A 20088-nucleotide genomic window follows, 5' to 3' on the forward strand; every position below is an offset into this window, starting at 1 on the left:
GGAGAAGGTCACGCTGGCGCTCCCGTCAGTAGTAGCCGACCGGGCGCAGCGGTTCGACACCGCCCACCGACGTCATGTACGTCTTCCAGTCGGTGACCAGGCCCTTGAGCACGTCGGGATTCGTGGCGGAGAGGTCGTTGTTCTCGCCCCGGTCCTTCGTCAGGTCGTACAGCTGCCAGTGGCCGTCGGCCGGGCCGTGGGGCGGCTCGGTCCACAGGGCCTTCCACTTGCCGTCGGTGCTCGTCACGTAGGCGCGGCCGTAGGACTCGTCCGCGAACGGCGCCTTGCGCACCGAGGCCGACGAGTTGCCGAGCAGCACCTGCAGCAGCGACTGGCCCGTGACCGGGTAGACGTAGCGGCTGTCGTAGACGACCTTGCCCTTGTTCTGGTCGACACCCGTGATCGCGTTGATGCTGGGCGGCGCGGCCTCGGTGGGCAGCTTGGCCTGGCCCGCGTCGAGGAACGTGGCCGTCAGGTCGACGATGTGCGTGAAGGACGTGAAGTTCCCGGCCGCCTTCGCCTGGTGGGGCATGCGCACGATCAGCGGCGTGCCGACCCCGCCTTCGCCGAAGTGGCCCTTGGTCTGGCGGAACGGCGTGGCGCTCACCTCGGCCCAGCGGATGCCGTACTGCAGGCGTTTGGCCGACGTGAGGCCGTTGTCGGTGCCGAGCGTCGCGTACACCGCGTCGGCGGCGTTCGCCTCGTCGGTGGCCTTCGGGTCGGTCGAGGCCGACGCGATGGGCCAGCCCTCGGCGCCGTTGTCGGACTGGAACACGATCAGCGTGTTCTCGTACTCGCCGATGTCCTTCAGGTGCTGGATCAGCACGCCGATGTTGTGGTCGAGGTTCTCGACCATGCCGGCGTAGATCTCCATGTAGCGCGCCTGCGCCTTCTTCTCGAGCGCGGTCAGGCTGTCCCACTTCTTCGACACGCGGCCGGCGCCGTGGTCCACGTACCCGTCGGCGGGGCCGTTGACGGCGTTGATGTACTTCGCGCTCGCGGTGCCGTTGTTGGCCGAGGCCGGTGAGGACGTGAGCGTCTCGGGGTCGGTGGCGTACGGCGTGAAGTCCTGCGGGATGATGCCCAGCTGCTTCTGCTTCGCGATGCGCGCGGCGCGGATCGCCTCGTAGCCTGCGTCGTAGCGGCCCTTGTACTTGCTGAGCCAGGGCTCCGGCACCTGCAGCGGCCAGTGGGGCGACGTGTACGCGGCGTACGCGAAGAACGGCTTGCCGTCGCCCTTGTTGGCGTCGATGTAGCTGATCAGGCGCTGCGTGTAGAAGTCGGTGGAGTAGCTGCCCGTGCCGGGCTGACCCGGTTGCCCCGGCTGGATGTACGCGCCGTTCTCGGTGTAGTTCTTCGACGTGGCGGTCTCGTGGAAGTAGTGGTTGCTGGCCGCGCCGCCCATCAGCGCGAAGCTCTTCTCGAAGCCCCACTGGTCGGGGGTGTGGCCGGCGGTGCCCAGCGGCACTGGCGTGGCGGGCGTCGCGATGTTCGAGCCGAGGTGCCACTTGCCGGCCATGTACGTGTGGTACCCGGCGTCCTTCAGCAGCTGGGCCACCGACAGCGAGCGGTCGTTCAGGTAACCCTCGTAGCCGGGCAGGCCGCGGCGCTCGTCGTTCGGCGCGCCCATCGTGCCTTCGCCGACGAGGTGGTGGTCGGTGCCCGAGATGAGCATCGAGCGCGTGATCGCGCAGACGGTGCCGGTGTGGTGGTTCGTCAGCAGCCGGCCGGAGGCGGCGAGGGCGTCGAGGTGGGGCGTGCTGATCTCGCCGCCGAATGCGCCGACGTCCGAGTAGCCGAGGTCATCGGCCATGATGAACAGGATGTTGGGGCGCTTGGCGAGCGTGGCCGGGGGCGGGGTCGTCGCCACGGTGTCGTCGTCGCTGCCGCCGCAGCCCTGGAGCGCGAGGCTCAGGGCGACGAGGCCGAGGGCGGTCTTCCGGAAGCGGTGCCTGCGGAGGGGCATCTTCTGCTGCATGGGGAACAAGGTGGGTGAAAGGGCTCGCAGCCTATCGCCCGGTCTGTCGCGCACGAAGCACAAAAATCGCGGACCCTCATGCGTTTCCTGTCGGCGGCGCAGCGCGTTGCCCTACACGACATGTCCGGCTTGTCCGCTCCCGCGGGCCGCGGCCGGTGGCGAAGATGCGATCGGCATCGACCACACAAGGAGAGCGACATGTCATTCGCCCTGTACCTGACGGGCTTCGTCATCTTCATCGCCGGCGTGGCCTGGGGTCTCGTGACCGCGGGCGTGCCGGGGCTCTACGTGGCCATCGGCTCGGTGATCCTGCTCGGCATCGGGATGTTCACCGGGGTGTCCCGCACCCGCGGCAAGGATCCCTCCTAGGGCTCGTCGACCAGGTCGGCGAGTTGCGACGACCGGATGCGCGTCTTCGACAGTGCCCCGTGCGACTCCAGGATGGGGTACGCGATGGAGCAGATCAACGAGTTGATGCGCTTCAGGTCGCTGATCAGGTCGATGTGCAGCGAGCTGGTCTCGATGCTCTGCGCGGTGTTGCCGCGCAGGCGCGCGAGGTGGCTCGCGGCGTACTCGTGCTCGAGGTCGCGGAAGCGCGCCTTCTCCTCCAGCAGGCGCTGTGCGTCGCGCACGTGGCCGCCGAGGAACACGCTCATCGCGAGCCGCAGGTTCGTGAGCAGCACCTCGTGGAGGTGCACGATCTCGGCCATGCCCGCGTCGGAGAAGCTGCGGTTCTTGCGCACCTTCTTGTCCTCCACGTCCTGCAGCACCCGCTCGATGGTGTCGCCCACCTGCTCCATGTTGATGGTGAACGACATGATGTCGGCCCAGCGCCGGCCCTCGCGTTCGGACAGCGCCTCCTGGGACACCTGCGTCAGGTAGAACTTGATGGCGGCGTAGAGGTCGTCCACCGTGTCGTCCATCTGCCGCAGCTGCTCGGCGAGCTGCAGGTCGTTGTTGCGGATCACGGGCAGCATGCCGCGCAGCATGGTCTCCACGATGTCGGCCTGGTGCAGCGCCTCGCGCGCGGCGCAGCTGATGGCGAGCGACGGCGTGGCGATGGCCATCGGGTCGAGGTGGCGCGGCCGGGTGTTGCTGGCGCTCGGGTCCACGGACGGCAGCAGCCGGTTGACGAGCCGCGCGACGGGGGCGGTGAAGCCGATGAACAGCACCGCCAGCGCGAGGTTGAACGCGAGGTGGAAGGTGACGACCTGCTGGTGCACCGTGTCGAAGTGGTCCTGCAGCAGCACGTGCACCTGGCCCATGAACGGGATGGCCACCAGCACGCCGATCAGCTTGAAGAGCAGGTTGCCGAGCGGCAGCCGGCGCACCTCGGGCGAGGCCTTGCCGGTGGCGACCAGGGCCAGCAACCCGCTGCCGACGTTGGCGCCCAGCACGAGGCCCAGCGCGACGGGCGTGGTGAGCAGCCCCGTCTCGGCGAGCGTGGCGGTGAGCAGCACGATGGCCAGGCTCGAGTACGAGACCACGGTGAGTGCGGCGCCCACCACGATGTCGAGCAGGATCTCGTTGGGCAGCGCGACCAGCAGCGCCCGCACGGCCGGCGAGGCGGTGAGCGGGCGCGTGGCTTCCACGATGAGGTGCAGCGCGAGCGTGATGAGCCCGAGGCCGATCAGCACCCGGCCGATGCGTCCGGCGGCGCTCGCCTGCCGGCCGGTGAACATCACCACGCCCACGAAGATCAGCAGTGGCGACAGCCACGAGAGGTCGAACGAGAACACGACCGCCATCAGGCTGCTGCCGACGTCGGCCCCCAGCATGACCGCGAGCGCGGCGGTGGTGGTGACGAGGCCCTTGCCGACGAACGAGGCGACGATGAGGCAGGTGGCGGTGCCGGACTGGACTACCGTGGTGACCCCCATGCCGGCCAGCATCGCCCGGAAGCGGTTGCCGAAGCTGCGCGAGAGCACCTGCCGCAGGTTCTCGCCGAACACCCGGAGCACTCCGGTGCGCACGATGTGGGTGCCCCACACGAGCAGGGCGATGGCGGCGAGCAGGTTCAGCAACGACTGCATGGAGGCGGCGGGCTCCTGAAGGACATGAACCGGGGACCAGCAAATGCCGGGCCCGCCCCGAGTCTAGTCCTCGGGGCGCCGGAGCGGGGAATCACATCGGCATCAGCCCCAGGGGCATGCTTTCGGCGAACACCGGGTTCTCGTTGTCGCCGGTGGCGATCACCGCGCAGCTGCGGCCCTGCCGCTTCGCCTCGTAGAGGGCCTGGTCGGCACGGTGCAGTGCAGCATCGACGGACTCGCCCGCCTCCACGCGCACCACGCCGAAGCTCAGGCCGAGCGGCATCTGGGGCCGGCTGGCGAGCGGGTCGACGATGCGCGAGGCGACCGCGACGGCCTCCTCCACTGTCGTGTGGGGCAGCACCACGACGAACTCGTCGCCACCGATGCGCCCGGCCACGTCGCCCACGCGCAGCGTGTCGCGCAGGCTGCGGGCCACGTCGCACAGGGCCTCGTCGCCGGCCTTGTGCCCGAAGCGGTCGTTGATGCCCTTGAAGTGGTCGATGTCGAACATCAGCAGCGAGGCGCCGTGGGCCGCCCCCGGAGACGCCAGCAGCCGGCCGGCCAGTTCGTGGAAGTGGCGGCGGTTGGGCACCTGGGTCAGCATGTCGATGTTCGCGAGCTCGCGCAGCTGCCGCTGCGATTCGCCGAGGTCGTGCTGCGTGCGCTCGTACGTGAGCAGCAGCGCGAGGTACACCATCACGAGCGACAGCATCACCGGGATCACCGCGCCGGCCAGCAGCAGGACCTGGGCCGAATCCGGGTCGTGCCGGACGATCACGCTGTGGACCATGCGCCACACGTGCATGCCGCACGAGACGAACAGGGCCACGCTGAGCGTCTTCAGGCCGGCGCTGGTGGCGTAGCCGTCCAGGCGGACGAGGAGGGCGGCGGTGTAGAGGGCCAGCGCGCCGGCGGCGAACGAGAACGCGGCGATGCGCCACATCAGGTCGGCCTGGGAGATCCAGGTGCTCAGCCAGAGCAGGTACCCACCCACCAGCAGCGCCCAGTCGAACGCGGCGGGCAGGGTCATCTCCTTGCGCTGGTAGAAGCGGCGCAGGCCGGCGAGCAGCAGCACCGGCCACTGCAGCACGAGCAGGTTGGCGACCGGCAGCACGGCGGGGTGGGTGTCGCGCAGCAGGTGCAGGCCGAGGCCGAGGGCGGCGAGGGCCTGGGCGGCCGTCCAGTGGAAATACCCGCGGTAGATGCGCTGGGAGAACGCGAAGAGCGTCATCAGCCCCGCCGACATGGCCATGGCCAGCACGGAGCACAGCAGCAAGGTGGGCGGGTGGAAGGTCATGGCCGATGTCAGAATCGATGGGTGATTCTCCGGCGTGACTCTCGCGGTGGCTTCCCCCGTATGTGCGAGAAACGCCGGTGGCGCACCCCCCAAAGGGAGGAAAGTCCTCCCTCACAACGACTTGCGGAGAGATTGACGTGGCAATGGATGTGGTGGATTTCGAGATCAAGGGCTCGGAGATGCAGTTCGTCGAGGTCGAGCTCGACCCGGGCGAGGCGGCGGTGGGTGAAGCCGGCAGCCTGATGTACATGGAGGCCGGCATCGGCATGGACACCGTCTTCGGCGACGGGTCGGCCCAGCAGGGCGGCTTCCTCGGCAAGCTGCTCGGGGCGGGCAAGCGCCTCGTGACGGGCGAGTCGCTCTTCACGACGGTCTACACGAACCAGACCTCGCGCAAGCTGAAGGTCGCGTTCGCGGCGCCGTACCCCGGCAAGATCCTCCCGATGGACCTGTCGAAGCTCGGCGGCACCCTGATCTGCCAGAAGGACGCGTTCCTCTGCGCGGCCAAGGGCGTGTCGCTCGGCATCTACTTCCAGCAGAAGATGTCGGTGGGCTTCTTCGGCGGCGAGGGCTTCGTGATGCAGAAGCTCGAGGGCGACGGCCTCGCGTTCGTCCACGCGGGCGGCACGGTGGTCCGGCGCGAGCTGCAGGTCGGCGAGACGCTGCTGATCGACACGGGCTGCGTGGTCGCGTTCACGCCCAACGTCAACTTCGAGATCCAGTACGTCGGCAAGATCAAGACCGCGCTCTTCGGAGGCGAGGGCCTGTTCTTCGCGAAGGTGACCGGCCCGGGCACCGTGTGGCTGCAGAGCCTGCCGTTCTCGCGCCTGGCCTCGCGCGTGTTCGCCGCGGCGCCGCAGCGTGGCGGCAGCCGCGAGGAAGGTTCGGTGCTCGGCGGCTTCGCGGGTGGCGGCATCCTCGGGGGCATTCTCGGCGGCGACGACGAATGACACCGGGCCGGCGCTTCGTGCGCCGGCCCGTTATCCTCCGCGCATGACCTTGTTCATCGATTCGCTGTGGCGCGCGGCCGCCTACTGCCTGCACGTGCGGGTGATCCTGTACTCGCTGCTGCCGCTGGCGCTGATGGTGGCCATCGCGTTCGGGGCCGGGTGGTTCTTCTGGGAGCCGGCGATGGATGCCGTCTCCGCGCTCCTCGGCTCGTGGCACCTCGTGCACGCGGCCCACGACTGGCTCGCGAGCGTGGGCCTCGCCGGGCTGAAGTCGGTGCTGCCGCCGCTGCTGGTGCTGCTGCTCGCCACGCCGGTGATCGTCGTGCTCTCGCTGCTGGCGGTGGCCACGATGATGACGCCGGCGATGGTGCGCCTCGTGGCGTCGCGCCGGTTCGCCACGCTCGAGGCGCGGCACGGCGGCTCGTTCCTCTACTGCGTGGTGGGCGGTTTCGGGGCCACGCTGGTCGCGCTGCTGGCCATCGTCGTGTCGATGCCGTTCTGGCTCATCCCGCCGCTCGTGCTGCTGCTGCCGCCGCTGATCTGGGGCTGGCTCACGTACCGCGTGATGAGCTACGACGTGCTGGCCGACCATGCCACGCGCGACGAACGTCGCGAGGTGATCCGGCGGCACCGCCCCTTCCTCTTCGCCATCGGCGTGATCACCGGCTACCTCGGTGCCGCGCCGTCGCTCGTGTGGGCTTCGGGCTGGGTGTTCGTCGCGGCGGCGCCGGTGCTGATCCCCGTGGCCATCTGGATCTACACGCTGGTGTTCGCGTTCTCGGCGCTCTGGTTCGCGCACTACGGGCTGTCGGCGCTGCAGGCGCTGCGGCTCGAACAGGCCGCGGCACCGGTGCCCGCCCCCACCACGCCGGTCACCGAGCCGGGCGACCAGGCCACGCTGCCTCCCCTACTTCCTCCCCTGTGAGACTGCCATGAACTTCGGCCTCATCATCGTCGGCGACGAGATCCTCTCGGGCAAGCGCCAGGACAAGCACCTGCCGAAGGTGATCGACCTGCTCGCGGCGCGGGGCCTCTCGCTGGCCTGGGCGCGGTACGTGGGCGACGACCCGGACCGCATCGCCGCGGACCTGCGGGACGCCTTCGAGGGCGCCGCGCGCGACGGCGACATCGTCTTCAGCTGCGGTGGCATCGGCGCCACGCCCGACGACCACACGCGGCAGAGCGCGGGCCGCGCGCTCGGGCGCCCGCTCGTGCTGCACCCCGAGGCCCGCGACCTCATCCACCAGCGCATGCGCGAGGTCGCGGCCGAGCAGGGCCAGCCCTTCGAGCCGGACCGGGACGACAACGTCCACCGCCTCAACATGGGCGTGTTCCCTGAAGGCGCCGAGATCATCCCGAACCCCTACAACCGCATCGCCGGTTTTTCGGTGAAGGCGGGTGACGGCGGCGTCTGGTTCGTCCCGGGCTTCCCGGTGATGGCGTGGCCGATGATCGAGTGGGTGCTCGACGAGCGCCTGAAGCACCTGCACCGCACGGACGCCCAGCGCGAGCAGTCGGTCATCGTGTTCGGCGCGATGGAGGCGACGCTCACGCCGCTGATGGAAGAGATCGAGGCGCGGTTCGCCGGCATCAAGGTCTTCAGCCTGCCGAGCGTGGACCACCCGGAGTGGGGCCGCCACATCGAACTCGGGGTGAAGGGCACGGGCGACGGGGTGGCCGCGGCCTACCGCCACCTGCTTGACGGCCTGCATGATCATGGTGCAAAGTTGGGCCCCGAGTTGGTGCGTTGACGCAAGTCGAAACGCACCAAAAAGGTGTGATTCGGGCGACTTCCAGCCTTCCAGTGAACGATCCGCGCGCACATTGACGTCAATCGCGCCGCGGGGCCGCGCATCGCCTGCAAAAAGCAGCGTGATCACGCCCGCGGTATGGTCATGACGGGCATGCTTTCTGCTACATTCCTGTGCGCATTTCGGGGCCCCTGCCGGCCCCGGAAAGCTCGTTCAACATTTCGAATCCACCCCGCCCAAAAGCGCCTCGCTAGGAGTTCCTGATGGCAAAGACCGTCGCCGACGTGATGAACATGGTGAAGGAAAACGAAGTCAAGTTCGTTGACTTCCGCTTCACCGACACCCGCGGCAAAGAGCAGCACGTTTCCGTGCCTGTCTCGCACTTCGATGAAGACAAGTTCACGTCGGGCCACGCCTTCGACGGCTCCTCGATTGCTGGCTGGAAGGGCATCGAAGCCTCGGACATGCAGCTGATGCCCGATCCCGAGACGGCCAACATCGACCCGTTCTTCGAAGAACCCACCCTGATCCTCACCTGCGACGTGATCGAGCCGGGTGACGGCAAGCCGTACGAGCGCGATCCGCGTTCGCTGGCCAAGCGCGCCGAAGCCTACATGAAGGCCTCGGGCCTGGGCGACACCGCCTTCTTCGGCCCGGAACCCGAATTCTTCGTGTTCGACAACGTCCGCTGGGGCAACGACATGTCGGGCTGCTTCTCGAAGATCGAATCCGAGGAAGCCGCCTGGAACACGGGCAAGGAATACGAGCACGGCAACTCGGGCCACCGCCCGGCCGTCAAGGGCGGCTACTTCCCCGTGCCCCCGGTCGACAGCGGCCAGGACATGCGCTCGGAAATGTGCCTGGTGCTCGAGTCCCTCGGCATCCCGGTCGAAGTGCACCACCACGAAGTGGCGAACGCCGGCCAGATGGAAATCGGCACGAAGTTCAACACGCTCGTGCGTCGCGCCGACTGGGTCCAGCTGCAGAAGTACGTGATCCAGAACGTCGCCCACTCGTACGGCAAGACGGCCACGTTCATGCCGAAGCCGATCGTCGGCGACAACGGCTCGGGCATGCACGTCCACCAGTCCGTGTGGAAGGACGGCAAGAACCTGTTCGCCGGTGACGGCTACGCCGGTCTGTCCGAGTTCGCGCTGTTCTACATCGGCGGCATCATCAAGCACGCCCGTGCCCTGAACGCCATCACGAACCCCGGCACGAACAGCTACAAGCGCCTGGTGCCTGGCTTCGAAGCCCCGGTGAAGCTGGCCTATTCGGCCAAGAACCGCTCGGCCTCGATCCGCATCCCGTACGTGGCGAACCCGAAGGGCCGTCGCGTCGAAGCCCGCTTCCCGGATCCCCTGATGAACCCGTACCTGGGCTTCTCGGCCATGCTGATGGCCGGCCTGGACGGCGTCGAGAACAAGATCCACCCGGGCGAAGCCGCCAGCAAGGACCTGTACCACCTGCCGCCGGAAGAAGACAAGCTGATCCCGACGGTCTGCCACAGCCTCGACCAGGCTCTGGAATACCTCGACAAGGACCGCGCGTTCCTGACGAAGGGTGGCGTGTTCACCGATGCCTACATCGATGCGTACATCGACCTGAAGATGCAGGAAGTCACCCGCTTCCGCATGGCGACCCACCCGGTCGAGTTCGACATGTACTACAGCCTCTGATCCCCCCGGGGATCGACACCCTCCGGGCCGCGCAGGCGGTCCGGTGCGGGTGGAGGAACGAGGGACGGCTCCGGCCGTCCCTTTTTTGTTGGGGTTTGTGCTCGGGAACGTCGCGGCGGCGCGGCGGTCTTCTCCATGGAGGGTCGCGTTCGGCCACAATGGAGCGATCTCCCGCCTCACACGGGGCGTTGAACGGAAGGTGAAGTGCATGAGTCGAATTGGCGTGAAGGCAACGATCGCCGTGGTGCTGGCGACGGTCGGTGCGGGCGCGTTCGCGCAGAGCGAATCGGGCAAGCCGGTCTACCGCTGCCCGGGCAATCCGGTGCTCTACACCGACAGCCTCTCGGCCCGCGAGGCCAAGGACAAGGGCTGCACGACGCTCGAAGGCACGCCCATCACGGTGATCGCCTCCCCGAAGCGCACCGGCCCGGCGGCCGGGGCCGCCCCGGCCACGCCGCGCGGCGGCTCGACCGAGGGGGGCGGCAACAAGGTGACCGCGGAGGACCAGCGTGCCCGCGACAACGACGCGCGCCGCATCCTCGAGGCCGAGTTGCGCAAGGAAGAGGAAGCGCTGGCCGCGATGAAGAAGGAATACAACAACGGCGAGCCCGAGCGGCTGGGCGACGAGCGCAACTACCAGAAGTACCTCGATCGCACCGCCCAGCTCAAGGCGAACCTCGCCCGCAAGGAAAGCGACGTGGCCGCGCTCAAGCGCGAACTCAGCAAGATGCCCCAGTGAGCGCTTCTCCCCGCACCGCCGGCGCCGCGAGCGCCGTGGCCGCCTGGCAGGCCTTCGATCACCTGGCCACCATGGTGGCCGTCGTCCACCGCGACGGCAACTGCCTCTTCGCCAACTCCGCGTTCGAGAACGTGCTGGGCCTGTCGCGCCGCAACGTGCAGCGCGGCTCGCTGTTCGACTGGTTCGTCGAGTCGCAGCTCGTGCGCGACACCGTGTCGGCCGTCGCGCGCAACGACTTCGCCACCAGCCGTTTCGACGGCCAGCTGCGCCGGCCGCTGCAGGTCCACGGCGACCCGCTCCCGGTCCACGTCATCGTGAACCAGATGGACCGGCCCGACCAGGTCATCGTCGAGCTCGTCGAGATCGAGCAGCAGACCCGCCAGGACCGCGAGGAGCGGGCGCTGGGCCAGGCCCAGGCCAACAAGGAGCTGATCCGCAACCTGGCCCACGAGATCAAGAACCCGCTCGGCGGCATCCGCGGCGCGGCCCAGCTGCTCGAGATGGAAGTCGAGAGCCGGGCGCTCACCGAATACACCCAGGTCATCATCAACGAGGCCGACCGCCTGCAGGCGCTGGTCGACCGGCTGCTGGCGCCCCACCGCAAGCCGCACGTCGTGAGCGACGTGAACATCCACGAGGTGTGCGAGCGGGTGCGGTCACTGATCCTGGCGGAGTTCCCGCGCGGGCTGCAGGTCCGCCGCGACTACGACATCTCGATCCCCGACTTCCGCGGCGACCGCGAGCAGCTGATCCAGGCCGTGCTGAACATCGCGCACAACGCGGCGCAGGCGCTCGTCGAACGCATCGCCCAGGGCGACGCCAACATCATCCTGCGCACGCGCATCGCCCGGCAGGTCACGCTGGGCAAGCAGCGCTATCGATTGGCATTGGAATTGCATATCGAGGACAACGGCCCGGGAGTCCCCGAGTCGATCCGGGATCGCATCTTCTACCCGCTGGTATCGGGACGCGATGGCGGGTCGGGTCTGGGGCTCACGCTGGCGCAGACGTTCGTGCAGCAACACCAGGGCATGATCGAATGCGAGAGCCAACCGGGCCAGACCATTTTCAAGATCGTGATTCCTCTGCCTTGAGCCATCGGGGCTCGTGTCGGGGGAACACAACCACAGGCACGGCATGAAACCCATCTGGATCGTTGACGACGACCAATCCATCCGCTTCGTGTTGGAGAAGGCCCTGGCCCGCGAGGAACTGGCGGTCCGCAGTTTCACCAACACCCGCGAGGTCCTCCTCGCCCTGGAGGACGAAGCGCCCCAGGTGCTGGTCTCCGACATCCGCATGCCGGGCGGCTCGGGCATCGAGCTGCTGACCAAGGTGAAGGAGCGCCACCCCGGCCTCCCGGTCATCATCATGACCGCCTACTCCGACCTCGACAGCGCGGTCAGCGCGTTCCAGGGCGGCGCCTTCGAATACCTGCCCAAGCCCTTCGACGTGCCGAAGGCGGTGGAGCTGATCCGCCGCGCGCTCGACGAAAGCGTGCGCGAGGAGGTCCGCGACGAGCGCATGGCCCAGATGCCCGAGATGCTGGGCCAGGCCCCCGCGATGCAGGACGTGTTCCGCGCCATCGGCCGCCTGAGCCAGAGCATCGTCACCGTGCTGATCACCGGCGAGTCCGGCTCCGGCAAGGAGCTGGTGGCCCATGCGCTGCACAAGCACAGCCCGCGCGCCGCGGGGCCGTTCGTCGCGATCAACACCGCGGCCATTCCGAAGGACCTGCTCGAGTCCGAACTGTTCGGCCACGAGCGCGGTGCCTTCACCGGTGCGCAGACCACCCGGCGCGGCCGCTTCGAGCAGGCCGACGGCGGCACGCTGTTCCTCGACGAAATCGGCGACATGCCCTTCGACCTGCAGACCCGCCTGCTGCGGGTGCTGAGCGACGGGCAGTTCTACCGCGTGGGCGGGCACAACCCGCTGCGCAGCAACGTCCGCGTGATCGCCGCCACCCACCAGAACCTCGAGGAGCGGGTCAAGCTCGGCGCGTTCCGGGAAGACTTGTTCCACCGCCTGAACGTGATCCGCCTGCGCCTGCCCGCGCTGCGCGAGCGGCGCGAGGACGTGCCGGCGCTCGCCCGCTTCTTCCTGCAGAAGAGCGCGAAGGAGCTGGGTGTCGAGGCCAAGCGCATCACCGACAGCGCCCTGTCGCGCCTGATGCAGTTCGACTTCCCCGGCAACGTGCGCCAGCTCGAGAACATCTGCCACTGGCTGACCGTGATGGCGCCCGCGCAGGTCGTCGAGCCGAAGGACCTGCCGCCCGAACTGATGGGTGGCGACCCGATGGCGTTGCCCCGTGCGCTGACCCCGCCGCCCGCGGCCGAGTCCGTGAACGGTGAACACGCGCCCGCCACCGCCATGCCGGCCGCCGCACCCTGGGTGCCGCCGGCCGTGGTCTACCCGTCGAACGCCGACGCCATCGCGGCCTCGCCCGTGATGTCGCCGGGGGGCGCGTCGGTGCCCACGCACTGGCTGGCGGACCTGGAGCGCGAGTCGCGCACCATGCTGCAGGCCGGCCTGCCCGAGGTGTGGGACACGCTGACCCGCAAGTTCGAGGCGCAGCTGATCCACACGGCGCTCGAGATCACGCGCGGGCGGCGCATCGAGGCCGCGCAGAAGCTCGGCATCGGGCGCAACACCATCACGCGCAAGATCCAGGAGCTGGGGCTGGAGGACTGAACCGTTCCTTCATCGGCACTGTCATCCCGGCGCAGGCCGGGACCTTCGGCATCTGCCCAGTGTCCCGGCCTCCGCCGGGATGACACGCTCTTCTACGATTCGAGCGAGATGTCCACCACCACCGGCGCATGATCGCTCGGCCGCTCGTTCTTGCGCGGCACCTTGTCGATCGTGCAGGCGCCCACGTGCGGCTTCAGCGCGTCGCTCACGAGGATGTGGTCGATGCGCAGCCCCTGGTTCTTGCGGAACGCGAGGTTGCGGTAGTCCCACCACGTCCACGGCTTCGGCGGCTGGTCGTCGAAGAGCCGGAAGGCATCGTGCAGGCCGAGGCCCAGCAGGCCCTGGAACTGCGCCCGTTCCTCCGGGGTGCAGTGGATCTGGCCGGCCCACAGCACGGGGTCGTGCACGTCGCGGTCTTCCGGGGCGATGTTGAAGTCGCCCAGCAGCACGAGCTTCGGGTGGCGCACCAGCTCCTCGCCGATCCAGCGGCGGATGGCGTCGAGCCAGGCCATCTTGTAGACGAATTTCTCGGAGTCGGGCGCCTGGCCGTTCGGGAAGTACGCGCCGATCACGCGCACGTCGTCGACGGTGGCGGCGATCACGCGGGCCTGCGTGTCCTCGTGGCCCACGATGTTGCGGACCACGTCGGTGACGGGGCGGCGCGACAGGATGGCCACGCCGTTGTAGGTCTTCTGCCCGAACCAGTGGGACACGTAGCCGGCCGCCTCGAAGTCGGGGCCGGGGAACTTGTCGTCGGTGAGCTTGGTTTCCTGGAGGACCAGCACGTCGGGCCGGTGCGTGTTCAGCCAGTCGAGCACCTGCGGCAGGCGCACGGCGAGGGAGTTGACGTTCCAGGTGGCGATTTTCATGGCGCGGTCACGCGGTGGTGGAACGCGCATTGTCGCGCGAGACGGCCATTGACCCCGGTCACGCGGCCGGCGGAGTCCGTGGGTATCATCCGCCGTCCCCCAAGCCTCCTTCACGATGAGCGATCCCCACGCGAGAACTCCGCCCCCCTGCATCTGGCTGGCGGGCCTGCCGAGTGCGGGCAAGACCACGATCGCGAACGGCCTCGCGGCGCGCTTGGGCGAGATCGGCGTGCGCCACGTGGTGCTCGATGCCGACGAGCTGCGCCGCACGCTCAACGTGGGCCTCGGTTTCTCCCGCGACGACCGGCTCGAGAACGGCCGGCGCATCGCGGTGGTCGCGAAGCTGTTCGCGCAGCAGGGCCTGCTGCCCATCGTCGCGTGCATCTCGCCGTACCGGGTCGCGCGCCAGCTCGCGCGGTCCGTGCTGGAGCCCGCGGTGCCGTTCCTCGAGGTCTGGATCAACACGCCGGTCGATGTGTGCGCCGCGCGGGACATGAAGGGCCTCTACGCCCGCGCGCGGGCCGGAGAGATCTCCAACCTCGTGGGGGTGAACGTGCCGTTCGAGCCGGTGGTGGAGCCGGCCGTGGAGGTGTCCACCGTGTCGCGCACCGTGGCGCAATCCGTGGAGGACGTGCTTCAGGCGCTGCGCGACTTCAGTCCGGCCACGTTCACGCCGGCCACGTTCACGCCGCAGCCTGACGCACCCGTCTGACGATCCGGTTGAAGCCCACCGGCGTGACGCCGAGGTGCCGCGCCAGGTCCTTCTGGGGCACGCGCAGGTGCAGGCCGGGGTGGTCGGCGACAAAACGCCGGTAGCGCGCCTCGGCGTCCAGCGTCAGCAGCTCCCGCTCGCGCTGTTCCTTGCGGGAGGCGTGCACCATCGCCAGCGTGTGCAGCGCCCGTGACCACACGAGGTGGCGCGACGCGACATCCTCCAGCACCGCATGCGGGAGACCCTCGATGCACGACGGTTCGATCGCCGCGGCCAGGAACGTCGTGCGGCCGCCCGGTGCGAGCGCGGCCAGGCTCGCGAAGAAGCCGCCCTCCGCGACGAACGACTTGATCCACTCGGAGCCGTCCTCGCCCAGGTAGGCGAGCTTGACGAGGCCCGATCGCACGGCGTGCACGTGGGGGTGGGCCGTGTCCTGGTGGAACACCGCGGCGCCGGCCGGCAGGAAGCGCACGGTGAGCGCCTCCTGCACGCGCTCCCGTTCGGGCAGCGGTGCGGGGGCGAGGGTGTCCAGCAGCCTCAGCAGGGTGCTCGGTGCGTCGTTCATGCCGATTGATCCGGGTTGATGCGGGGGCGTGCCGGCCCGCCTACAGTGGGCCGCATGACGAACCGCATCTTGCCCTACCCATGGCCCTGCTGCCTCGTGACCGGCGCCACGTCCGGCATCGGCCTGCAGCTCGTGCGCCAGCTCGCCGAGGCCGGCGTGGAGGTCGTCGCCCTGGGACGCGACATCGCCCGGCTGGAGGCCCTGTCCTCACGCTCTGCCCACCTCACGGTGGTGCAGGCCGACCTGCTGGACCTGGATGCGATCCCGGCACTCGCCGCGCGCCTCGTGGCCGCCCATCCGCGCCTCGCGGGCGTGGTGCTCAACGCCGGCGTGCAGCACGACGTGCGCTTCGATGCCGAGGGCTACGGCCCGCGGCAGGTGCGCGACGAGGTCGCCGTGAACCTCACGGCGCCGATGCTGCTGGCGCAGGCCCTGTTGCCGCACCTGGCCACGCAGCCTCACGCCACCATCGCCTGCATGACCTCGGTGCTGGCGCAGTCGCCGAAACCGCGTGCGGCGGTCTACAGCGCGACGAAGGCGGGGTTCGCCCGGTTCGCGGATGCGCTGCGGCTGCAACTGGAACCGGGGCCGGTGCGGGCGGTGGAATTGGTCGTGCCGCTGGTGGACACGCCGATGACGGCGGGACGCCCCGGCGCGAAGCTGCCGGCCGAGGCGGCCGCGGCGGCCATCCTCGCGGGCCTGCGGTCGGGCCGGCCGGTGGTGCGGGTGGGCAAGGCACGGGCGGCGGCGTGGCTGCACCGCTTCGCGCCGTGGATCCTGGCGCGTGTGATGCGGGCCAGCTGAGAGGTTTTCAGCGCCGGCGGTACGTCACGAAGGCGTAGCCGCGACCCTCGGGGTCGGTGTGCGCCTCGCGGGCGACCTCGTCGAAGGCCGCGCGGTCCCACGCGGGGAAGAACGCATCGGCGTCGTCGAAGGTGGCATCCACCTCGGTGAGCACCAGCTCGTGGGCGAGGGGAAGGGCCAGCGTGTAGAGTTGGGCGCCGCCGACGACGAACACCCGGGGCGAGCCGACGGCGAGCGCGAGCGCCGCGTCGAGCGACGTCACCACTTCGGCACCCTGCGCGGCGAAGGCCGCGTTGCGCGAGACGACGATGTTGCGCCGCCCCGGCAGCGGGCGGAAGCGTTCGGGCAGCGAGTCCCAGGTCTTGCGGCCCATCACGACGGGGTGGCCCATCGTGGTGTGCTTGAAGTGCAGCTGGTCCTCGCGCGTGCGCCACAGCAGGTCGTTGCCGCGGCCGATCTCGCGGTGGCGGCCCACGGCCGCGATCAACGACAGCTGCATCAGACGGCCACCGGCGCCTTGATCGCCGCGTGGTGTTCGTAGCCCACGACCTCGAAGTCTTCGTATTCGTAGTCGAAGATCGAGGCCGGGCGGCGCTTGATGTTCAGCGTGGGGTAGGGGTGCGGCGTGCGCGACAGCTGCAGCGCCACCTGCTCGGTGTGGTTGCTGTAGATGTGGCAGTCGCCGCCGGTCCAGATGAAGTCGCCCACCTGCAGGTCGCACTGCTGCGCGATCATGTGCGTGAGCAGCGCGTAGCTGGCGATGTTGAACGGCACCCCGAGGAAGATGTCGGCGCTGCGCTGGTACAGCTGGCAGCTCAGGCGGCCCTCGGCCACGTAGAACTGGAAGAAGGCGTGGCACGGCATCAGCGCCATCTTCGAGAGGTCGGCCACGTTCCACGCGCTCACGATGATGCGGCGCGAATCGGGGTTGGTCTTGAGCGTCTGGACGACGTCGGCGATCTGGTCGATGTGGCCGCCGTCCGGCGTGGGCCACGAGCGCCACTGCACGCCGTAGACCGGGCCCAGGTCGCCGTCGGGCTTCGCCCACTCGTCCCAGATGGTCACGCCGCGTTCCTGCAGCCACGTGGCGTTGCCGTCGCCGCGCAGGAACCACAGCAGCTCGAGGATGATCGACTTCAGGTGCACCTTCTTCGTGGTGACGAGGGGGAAGCCCTCGTTCAGGTCGAAGCGCATCTGGTGGCCGAACACGCTGCGCGTGCCCGTGCCGGTGCGGTCGCCCTTGGCCACGCCGTGTTCGGCCACGTGGCGCATGAAGTCTTCGTACTGGGAGCGGACAGGTCGGGTCACGGGCGGGTTTCCAACGGACGGAACGGAGCGGGGATTATCCCAAGAAACGAAAAAGGCGCCCCGGGAAGGCGCCTTCAGGGAGCGAGCGACGGGGATCAGGCGGGCTCGCGCACGAAGATCTCGACGCGGCGGTTCTGCGCGCGGCCGGCTTCCGTGGTGTTGCTGGCGACGGGTTCGCGGTCGCCACGGCCGGCGGTCTGCACGCGCGACGGGGCCACGCCGCGGCCGCTCAGGTAGTCGCGCACGCTCTGGGCGCGTTCGAGCGACAGCGGGTTGTTGATGGCCGCGTTGCCGGTGCTGTCGGTGTGGCCGATGATCGTGACCTCGGCCTTGGGGTCACCCTGCAGGCTGCTGGCGAAGCTGTCGAGCACGCCGCGCAGCTGCGGCTTGATGGCCGCGCTGTTGATGTCGAACGACACGTCGTTCGGCACGTTGATCTTCAGCTGGTTGTCCGACGTGCGGGTCACGTCGACGCCGGTGCCGGCCGTGGCCTGCTCCATCTGCTTCTTGCGGTCTTCCTGCTTCTTGCCCCACAGGTTGCCGGCGATGGCGCCCACGGCGCCGCCGATCGCGGCACCGGTGCCGGCGTTGCCGCCCGTGGCCGCGCTGATCACGGCGCCGCCCACGGCACCGATGCCGGCGCCGCCGGCGGTGCTCTTCTCGCGTTCGCTCATGTTTTCACAACCGGCGAGGAAGAGGGCGGCGGCACTCAGTGCCAGGACGGAGGTACGGAGGATGGGGGTGCTCTTGTTCATGTGAATGTTCTCCAGGCCTTCAGTAGGGATGGCTCTTGCATTGTGGACCCGAGGTCCGGCATGACTGTAGGACAGAGTGAAAGACCGGTGTGGGTTCAGGCCTCGAACTGCAACGCGGCCAGCCTTGCATAGAGACCGCCCGCCGCCGCGAGTTCCGCATGCGTGCCGGTCTCGACGATGCGGCCGTGTTCCATCACGACGATGCGGTCGGCCCGCTGCACGGTGGCGAGGCGGTGGGCGATGACGATGGTCGTGCGGTCCTTCATCGCGGACTCGAGCGCGGCCTGCACCATGCGTTCGCTTTCGGCGTCGAGGGCGCTCGTGGCTTCGTCGAGCAGCAGCAGCGGCGGGTTCTTCAGCATCGCGCGCGCGATGCTGATGCGCTGGCGCTGGCCGCCCGACAGGCGCACGCCGCGTTCGCCGAGGAAGGTCTTGTAGCCCTCGGGCAGCGCGCGGATGAAGTCGTCCGCGAACGCGGCCCTCGCGGCGGCGATCACCTCGTCGTCGCTCGCATCGGGGCGGCCGTAGCGGATGTTCTCCATCGCGTCGGCCGAGAAGATCACGCTGTCCTGCGGCACGATGCCGATGCGTCCCCGCAGCGCGTCGAGCGCGACCTGCGGCACCGGCACGCCGTCGAGCGCGATGCTGCCCGCGTCGGTGTCGTAGAAGCGCAGCAGCAGCTGCAGCACCGTGCTCTTGCCCGCACCGCTCGGCCCGACGAGGGCGAGCCGCTCGCCCGCACGCACGTGCAGGGTGAAGTCGGCCAGGGCCAGTTGCTGCGGGCGCGAGGGGTAGCGGAAGTCGATGTGATCGAACGTCACGGCCGAACCGCCGCGGGTGGCCGGCAGCGCCACGGGGTTCGCGGGCGACACGATCGGCGAACGTTCGGCGAGCAGTTCCATCAGCCGCTCGGTGGCGCCGGCCGCGCGCAGCAGGTCGCCGTACACCTCGGCCAGCACCGCGACGGAGCTGACCAGGATGGCCACGTACACCACCGTCTGCCCGAGGTGGCCCGCGCCGATCTGGCCGGCGATCACGGCCTGCGTGCCCTGGTACAGGCCCCACAGCAGCGCGCCGAACGTGGCGGTGATGATGAATGCGACGAGGCCCGAGCGCACCCGCGTGCGGCGGATCGCGGTGGCGAAGCCGGTCTCGGTGGCGGTGGTGAAGCGGGTGGTCTCGCGGTCCTCGGCCGTGTAGCTCTGCACCACCGGCACGGCGTTCAGCACCTCGGCCGCGATGGCGCTCGCGTCGGCCACGCGGTCCTGGCTGGCGCGCGAAAGCTTGCGAACGCGCCGGCCGAAGTACAGCGACGGCAGCACCACGAGCACGAGGATGCCCAGCACCTGCGTCATCACCAGCGGGTTCGTGACGATGAGCATCAGCATCGCGCCGATGCCCATCACCGAGTTGCGCAGGCCCATGCTGAGGCTCGAGCCCACCACGGTCTGCACGAGCGTGGTGTCGGTCGTCAGGCGCGACAGCACCTCGCCGGTCTGCGTGGACTCGAAGAACGCGGGGCTCTGGCGCACGACGTGGGCATAGACGGCGTTGCGCAGGTCGGCCGTCACCCGTTCGCCGAGCCACGACACCATGTAGAAGCGCGCCGCCGAGAACACGCCGAGCGCCGCGCCCACCGCGAACAGTGCCACGAAGTGTCCGCGCAGCGCGAGCACCCGCTGGCCGGGGTCGGCGGCGACGAGGCCCTGGTCGATCAGGGACTTCAGCGCGACCGGGAACACGAGGGTGCTCACCGCCGCCAGCACGAGGAACAGGCCCGCGAGCGCGATGCGCCCCCGGTACGGCCGCAGGAACGGACCGAGGCCGCTCAGCGAACGCACGTTGCGGGCAGGGGCGGGTGCGGCGGAGTCGGGGGTGGCGGTCATGCGGCGCAGTGTAGCCACCTCGGGTTTCTACGGAGTTCTGCAACGTTCTTCACATTCAAAGCCTTGACAAT

General features: G+C 69.2%; 19 protein-coding genes. 10 read left to right on the forward strand and 9 right to left on the reverse strand.

Annotated features, from left to right (window positions below):
• Positions 1–25 precede the first annotated feature (25 nt).
• Positions 26–1966, reverse strand: a complete 1941-nt coding sequence (locus A4W93_RS08325; protein ID WP_085754083.1) for an arylsulfatase — start codon at positions 1964–1966, stop codon at positions 26–28.
• A 210-nt stretch (positions 1967–2176) separates the two neighbouring features.
• Here A4W93_RS08325 and A4W93_RS30020 point away from each other — a divergent pair, with 210 nt between their 5' ends.
• Positions 2177–2347 carry a hypothetical protein gene (locus tag A4W93_RS30020; protein ID WP_169726522.1) on the forward strand — a complete coding sequence of 57 codons (171 nt, stop codon included), beginning with the start codon at positions 2177–2179 and terminating at the stop codon, positions 2345–2347.
• Here A4W93_RS30020 and A4W93_RS08330 read toward each other — a convergent pair.
• Positions 2344–4011 carry a Na/Pi cotransporter family protein gene (locus tag A4W93_RS08330; protein ID WP_085750177.1) on the reverse strand — a complete coding sequence of 556 codons (1668 nt, stop codon included), beginning with the start codon at positions 4009–4011 and terminating at the stop codon, positions 2344–2346. The two genes, A4W93_RS30020 and A4W93_RS08330, sit on opposite strands and share 4 nt — an antisense overlap.
• A 91-nt stretch (positions 4012–4102) precedes the next feature.
• Positions 4103–5308, reverse strand: coding sequence for a GGDEF domain-containing protein (locus A4W93_RS08335; RefSeq protein ID WP_085750178.1), 1206 nt, complete (start codon positions 5306–5308; stop codon positions 4103–4105).
• Between the two features lie 137 nt (positions 5309–5445).
• Between A4W93_RS08335 and A4W93_RS08340 the strand changes: the two genes are divergently transcribed.
• The 7 genes from A4W93_RS08340 (at position 5446) to ntrC (ending at position 13118) form a co-directional block, all read left to right on the forward strand.
• Positions 5446–6258, forward strand: coding sequence for a TIGR00266 family protein (locus A4W93_RS08340; RefSeq protein ID WP_085750179.1), 813 nt, complete (start codon positions 5446–5448; stop codon positions 6256–6258).
• A gap of 43 nt (positions 6259–6301) precedes the next feature.
• The gene (locus A4W93_RS08345) at positions 6302–7183 is read left to right on the forward strand and encodes an EI24 domain-containing protein (RefSeq protein ID WP_085750180.1); all 882 of its coding nucleotides are present in this window, start codon (positions 6302–6304) and stop codon (positions 7181–7183) included.
• A 7-nt stretch (positions 7184–7190) separates the two neighbouring features.
• Complete coding sequence (locus A4W93_RS08350; protein ID WP_085750181.1) at positions 7191–8009, forward strand: competence/damage-inducible protein A; 819 nt, start codon at positions 7191–7193, stop codon at positions 8007–8009.
• A 263-nt stretch (positions 8010–8272) separates the two neighbouring features.
• On the forward strand, positions 8273–9688 hold the full coding sequence (gene glnA, locus A4W93_RS08355) for a type I glutamate--ammonia ligase (protein WP_085750182.1): 1416 nt from the start codon (positions 8273–8275) through the stop codon (positions 9686–9688).
• A gap of 208 nt (positions 9689–9896) precedes the next feature.
• The gene (locus A4W93_RS08360) at positions 9897–10427 is read left to right on the forward strand and encodes a hypothetical protein (RefSeq protein WP_085750183.1); all 531 of its coding nucleotides are present in this window, start codon (positions 9897–9899) and stop codon (positions 10425–10427) included.
• A complete protein-coding gene (gene glnL / locus A4W93_RS08365) occupies positions 10424–11521 on the forward strand; it encodes a nitrogen regulation protein NR(II) (RefSeq protein WP_085750184.1) in 1098 nt (365 codons plus the stop codon). The genes A4W93_RS08360 and glnL overlap by 4 nt, the downstream gene beginning before the upstream one ends.
• 43 nt (positions 11522–11564) lie before the next feature.
• A complete protein-coding gene (gene ntrC / locus A4W93_RS08370; protein WP_085750185.1) occupies positions 11565–13118 on the forward strand; it encodes a nitrogen regulation protein NR(I) in 1554 nt (517 codons plus the stop codon).
• Positions 13119–13210: 92 nt separating this feature from the next.
• Here the strand turns inward: ntrC and xth are convergent, their stop codons facing one another.
• Entirely contained in the window at positions 13211–13987 is a 777-nt protein-coding gene (xth, locus tag A4W93_RS08375; RefSeq protein WP_085750186.1) for an exodeoxyribonuclease III, read from the reverse strand.
• A 115-nt stretch (positions 13988–14102) separates the two neighbouring features.
• On the opposite strand from xth, the gene cysC reads away from it, so the two are divergent.
• Positions 14103–14699, forward strand: coding sequence for an adenylyl-sulfate kinase (gene cysC, locus A4W93_RS08380; RefSeq protein WP_085750187.1), 597 nt, complete (start codon positions 14103–14105; stop codon positions 14697–14699).
• Here the strand turns inward: cysC and A4W93_RS08385 are convergent.
• Entirely contained in the window at positions 14671–15264 is a 594-nt protein-coding gene (locus A4W93_RS08385) for a Crp/Fnr family transcriptional regulator (protein WP_085750188.1), read from the reverse strand. The genes cysC and A4W93_RS08385 overlap by 29 nt on opposite strands.
• A 54-nt stretch (positions 15265–15318) precedes the next feature.
• On the opposite strand from A4W93_RS08385, the gene A4W93_RS08390 reads away from it, so the two are divergent.
• Positions 15319–16068, forward strand: coding sequence for an SDR family NAD(P)-dependent oxidoreductase (locus A4W93_RS08390; protein WP_157782136.1), 750 nt, complete (start codon positions 15319–15321; stop codon positions 16066–16068).
• Positions 16069–16075: 7 nt separating this feature from the next.
• On the opposite strand, the gene A4W93_RS08395 is transcribed toward A4W93_RS08390, so the two are convergent.
• The 4 genes from A4W93_RS08395 to A4W93_RS08410 form a co-directional block, all read right to left on the reverse strand.
• Positions 16076–16570, reverse strand: coding sequence for a dihydrofolate reductase (locus A4W93_RS08395; RefSeq protein ID WP_099960040.1), 495 nt, complete (start codon positions 16568–16570; stop codon positions 16076–16078).
• The gene (locus A4W93_RS08400) at positions 16567–17340 is read right to left on the reverse strand and encodes a thymidylate synthase (protein ID WP_237357788.1); all 774 of its coding nucleotides are present in this window, start codon (positions 17338–17340) and stop codon (positions 16567–16569) included. The genes A4W93_RS08395 and A4W93_RS08400 overlap by 4 nt, the downstream gene beginning before the upstream one ends.
• A gap of 131 nt (positions 17341–17471) precedes the next feature.
• Positions 17472–18131 (reverse strand): YiaD family glycine zipper/OmpA-like lipoprotein, encoded by a 660-nt coding sequence (locus A4W93_RS08405; protein ID WP_085750192.1) that lies wholly within the window; start codon positions 18129–18131, stop codon positions 17472–17474.
• Positions 18132–18226: 95 nt separating this feature from the next.
• A complete protein-coding gene (locus tag A4W93_RS08410) occupies positions 18227–20017 on the reverse strand; it encodes an ABC transporter transmembrane domain-containing protein (protein WP_085750193.1) in 1791 nt (596 codons plus the stop codon).
• Positions 20018–20088: the final 71 nt, after the last annotated feature.

Origin of the sequence: Piscinibacter gummiphilus (genome assembly GCF_002116905.1) — a bacterium.
GTDB lineage: Bacteria > Pseudomonadota > Gammaproteobacteria > Burkholderiales > Burkholderiaceae_C > Rhizobacter > Rhizobacter gummiphilus.

What these genes read in the sequence shown, in the direction of transcription:
- A4W93_RS08325 (WP_085754083.1), bottom strand. Translation starts at nt 1,966, where the DNA reads ATGCCCCTCCGCAGGCACCGCTTCCGGAAGACCGCCCTCGGCCTCGTC.
- A4W93_RS30020 (WP_169726522.1), top strand. Translation starts at nt 2,177, where the DNA reads ATGTCATTCGCCCTGTACCTGACGGGCTTCGTCATCTTCATCGCCGGC.
- A4W93_RS08330 (WP_085750177.1), bottom strand. Translation starts at nt 4,011, where the DNA reads ATGCAGTCGTTGCTGAACCTGCTCGCCGCCATCGCCCTGCTCGTGTGG.
- A4W93_RS08335 (WP_085750178.1), bottom strand. Translation starts at nt 5,308, where the DNA reads ATGACCTTCCACCCGCCCACCTTGCTGCTGTGCTCCGTGCTGGCCATG.
- A4W93_RS08345 (WP_085750180.1), top strand. Translation starts at nt 6,302, where the DNA reads ATGACCTTGTTCATCGATTCGCTGTGGCGCGCGGCCGCCTACTGCCTG.
- A4W93_RS08350 (WP_085750181.1), top strand. Translation starts at nt 7,191, where the DNA reads ATGAACTTCGGCCTCATCATCGTCGGCGACGAGATCCTCTCGGGCAAG.
- glnA (WP_085750182.1), top strand. Translation starts at nt 8,273, where the DNA reads ATGGCAAAGACCGTCGCCGACGTGATGAACATGGTGAAGGAAAACGAA.
- A4W93_RS08360 (WP_085750183.1), top strand. Translation starts at nt 9,897, where the DNA reads ATGAGTCGAATTGGCGTGAAGGCAACGATCGCCGTGGTGCTGGCGACG.
- ntrC (WP_085750185.1), top strand. Translation starts at nt 11,565, where the DNA reads ATGAAACCCATCTGGATCGTTGACGACGACCAATCCATCCGCTTCGTG.
- xth (WP_085750186.1), bottom strand. Translation starts at nt 13,987, where the DNA reads ATGAAAATCGCCACCTGGAACGTCAACTCCCTCGCCGTGCGCCTGCCG.
- cysC (WP_085750187.1), top strand. Translation starts at nt 14,103, where the DNA reads ATGAGCGATCCCCACGCGAGAACTCCGCCCCCCTGCATCTGGCTGGCG.
- A4W93_RS08385 (WP_085750188.1), bottom strand. Translation starts at nt 15,264, where the DNA reads ATGAACGACGCACCGAGCACCCTGCTGAGGCTGCTGGACACCCTCGCC.
- A4W93_RS08390 (WP_157782136.1), top strand. Translation starts at nt 15,319, where the DNA reads ATGACGAACCGCATCTTGCCCTACCCATGGCCCTGCTGCCTCGTGACC.
- A4W93_RS08400 (WP_237357788.1), bottom strand. Translation starts at nt 17,340, where the DNA reads ATGCGCCACGTGGCCGAACACGGCGTGGCCAAGGGCGACCGCACCGGC.
- A4W93_RS08405 (WP_085750192.1), bottom strand. Translation starts at nt 18,131, where the DNA reads ATGAACAAGAGCACCCCCATCCTCCGTACCTCCGTCCTGGCACTGAGT.
- A4W93_RS08410 (WP_085750193.1), bottom strand. Translation starts at nt 20,017, where the DNA reads ATGACCGCCACCCCCGACTCCGCCGCACCCGCCCCTGCCCGCAACGTG.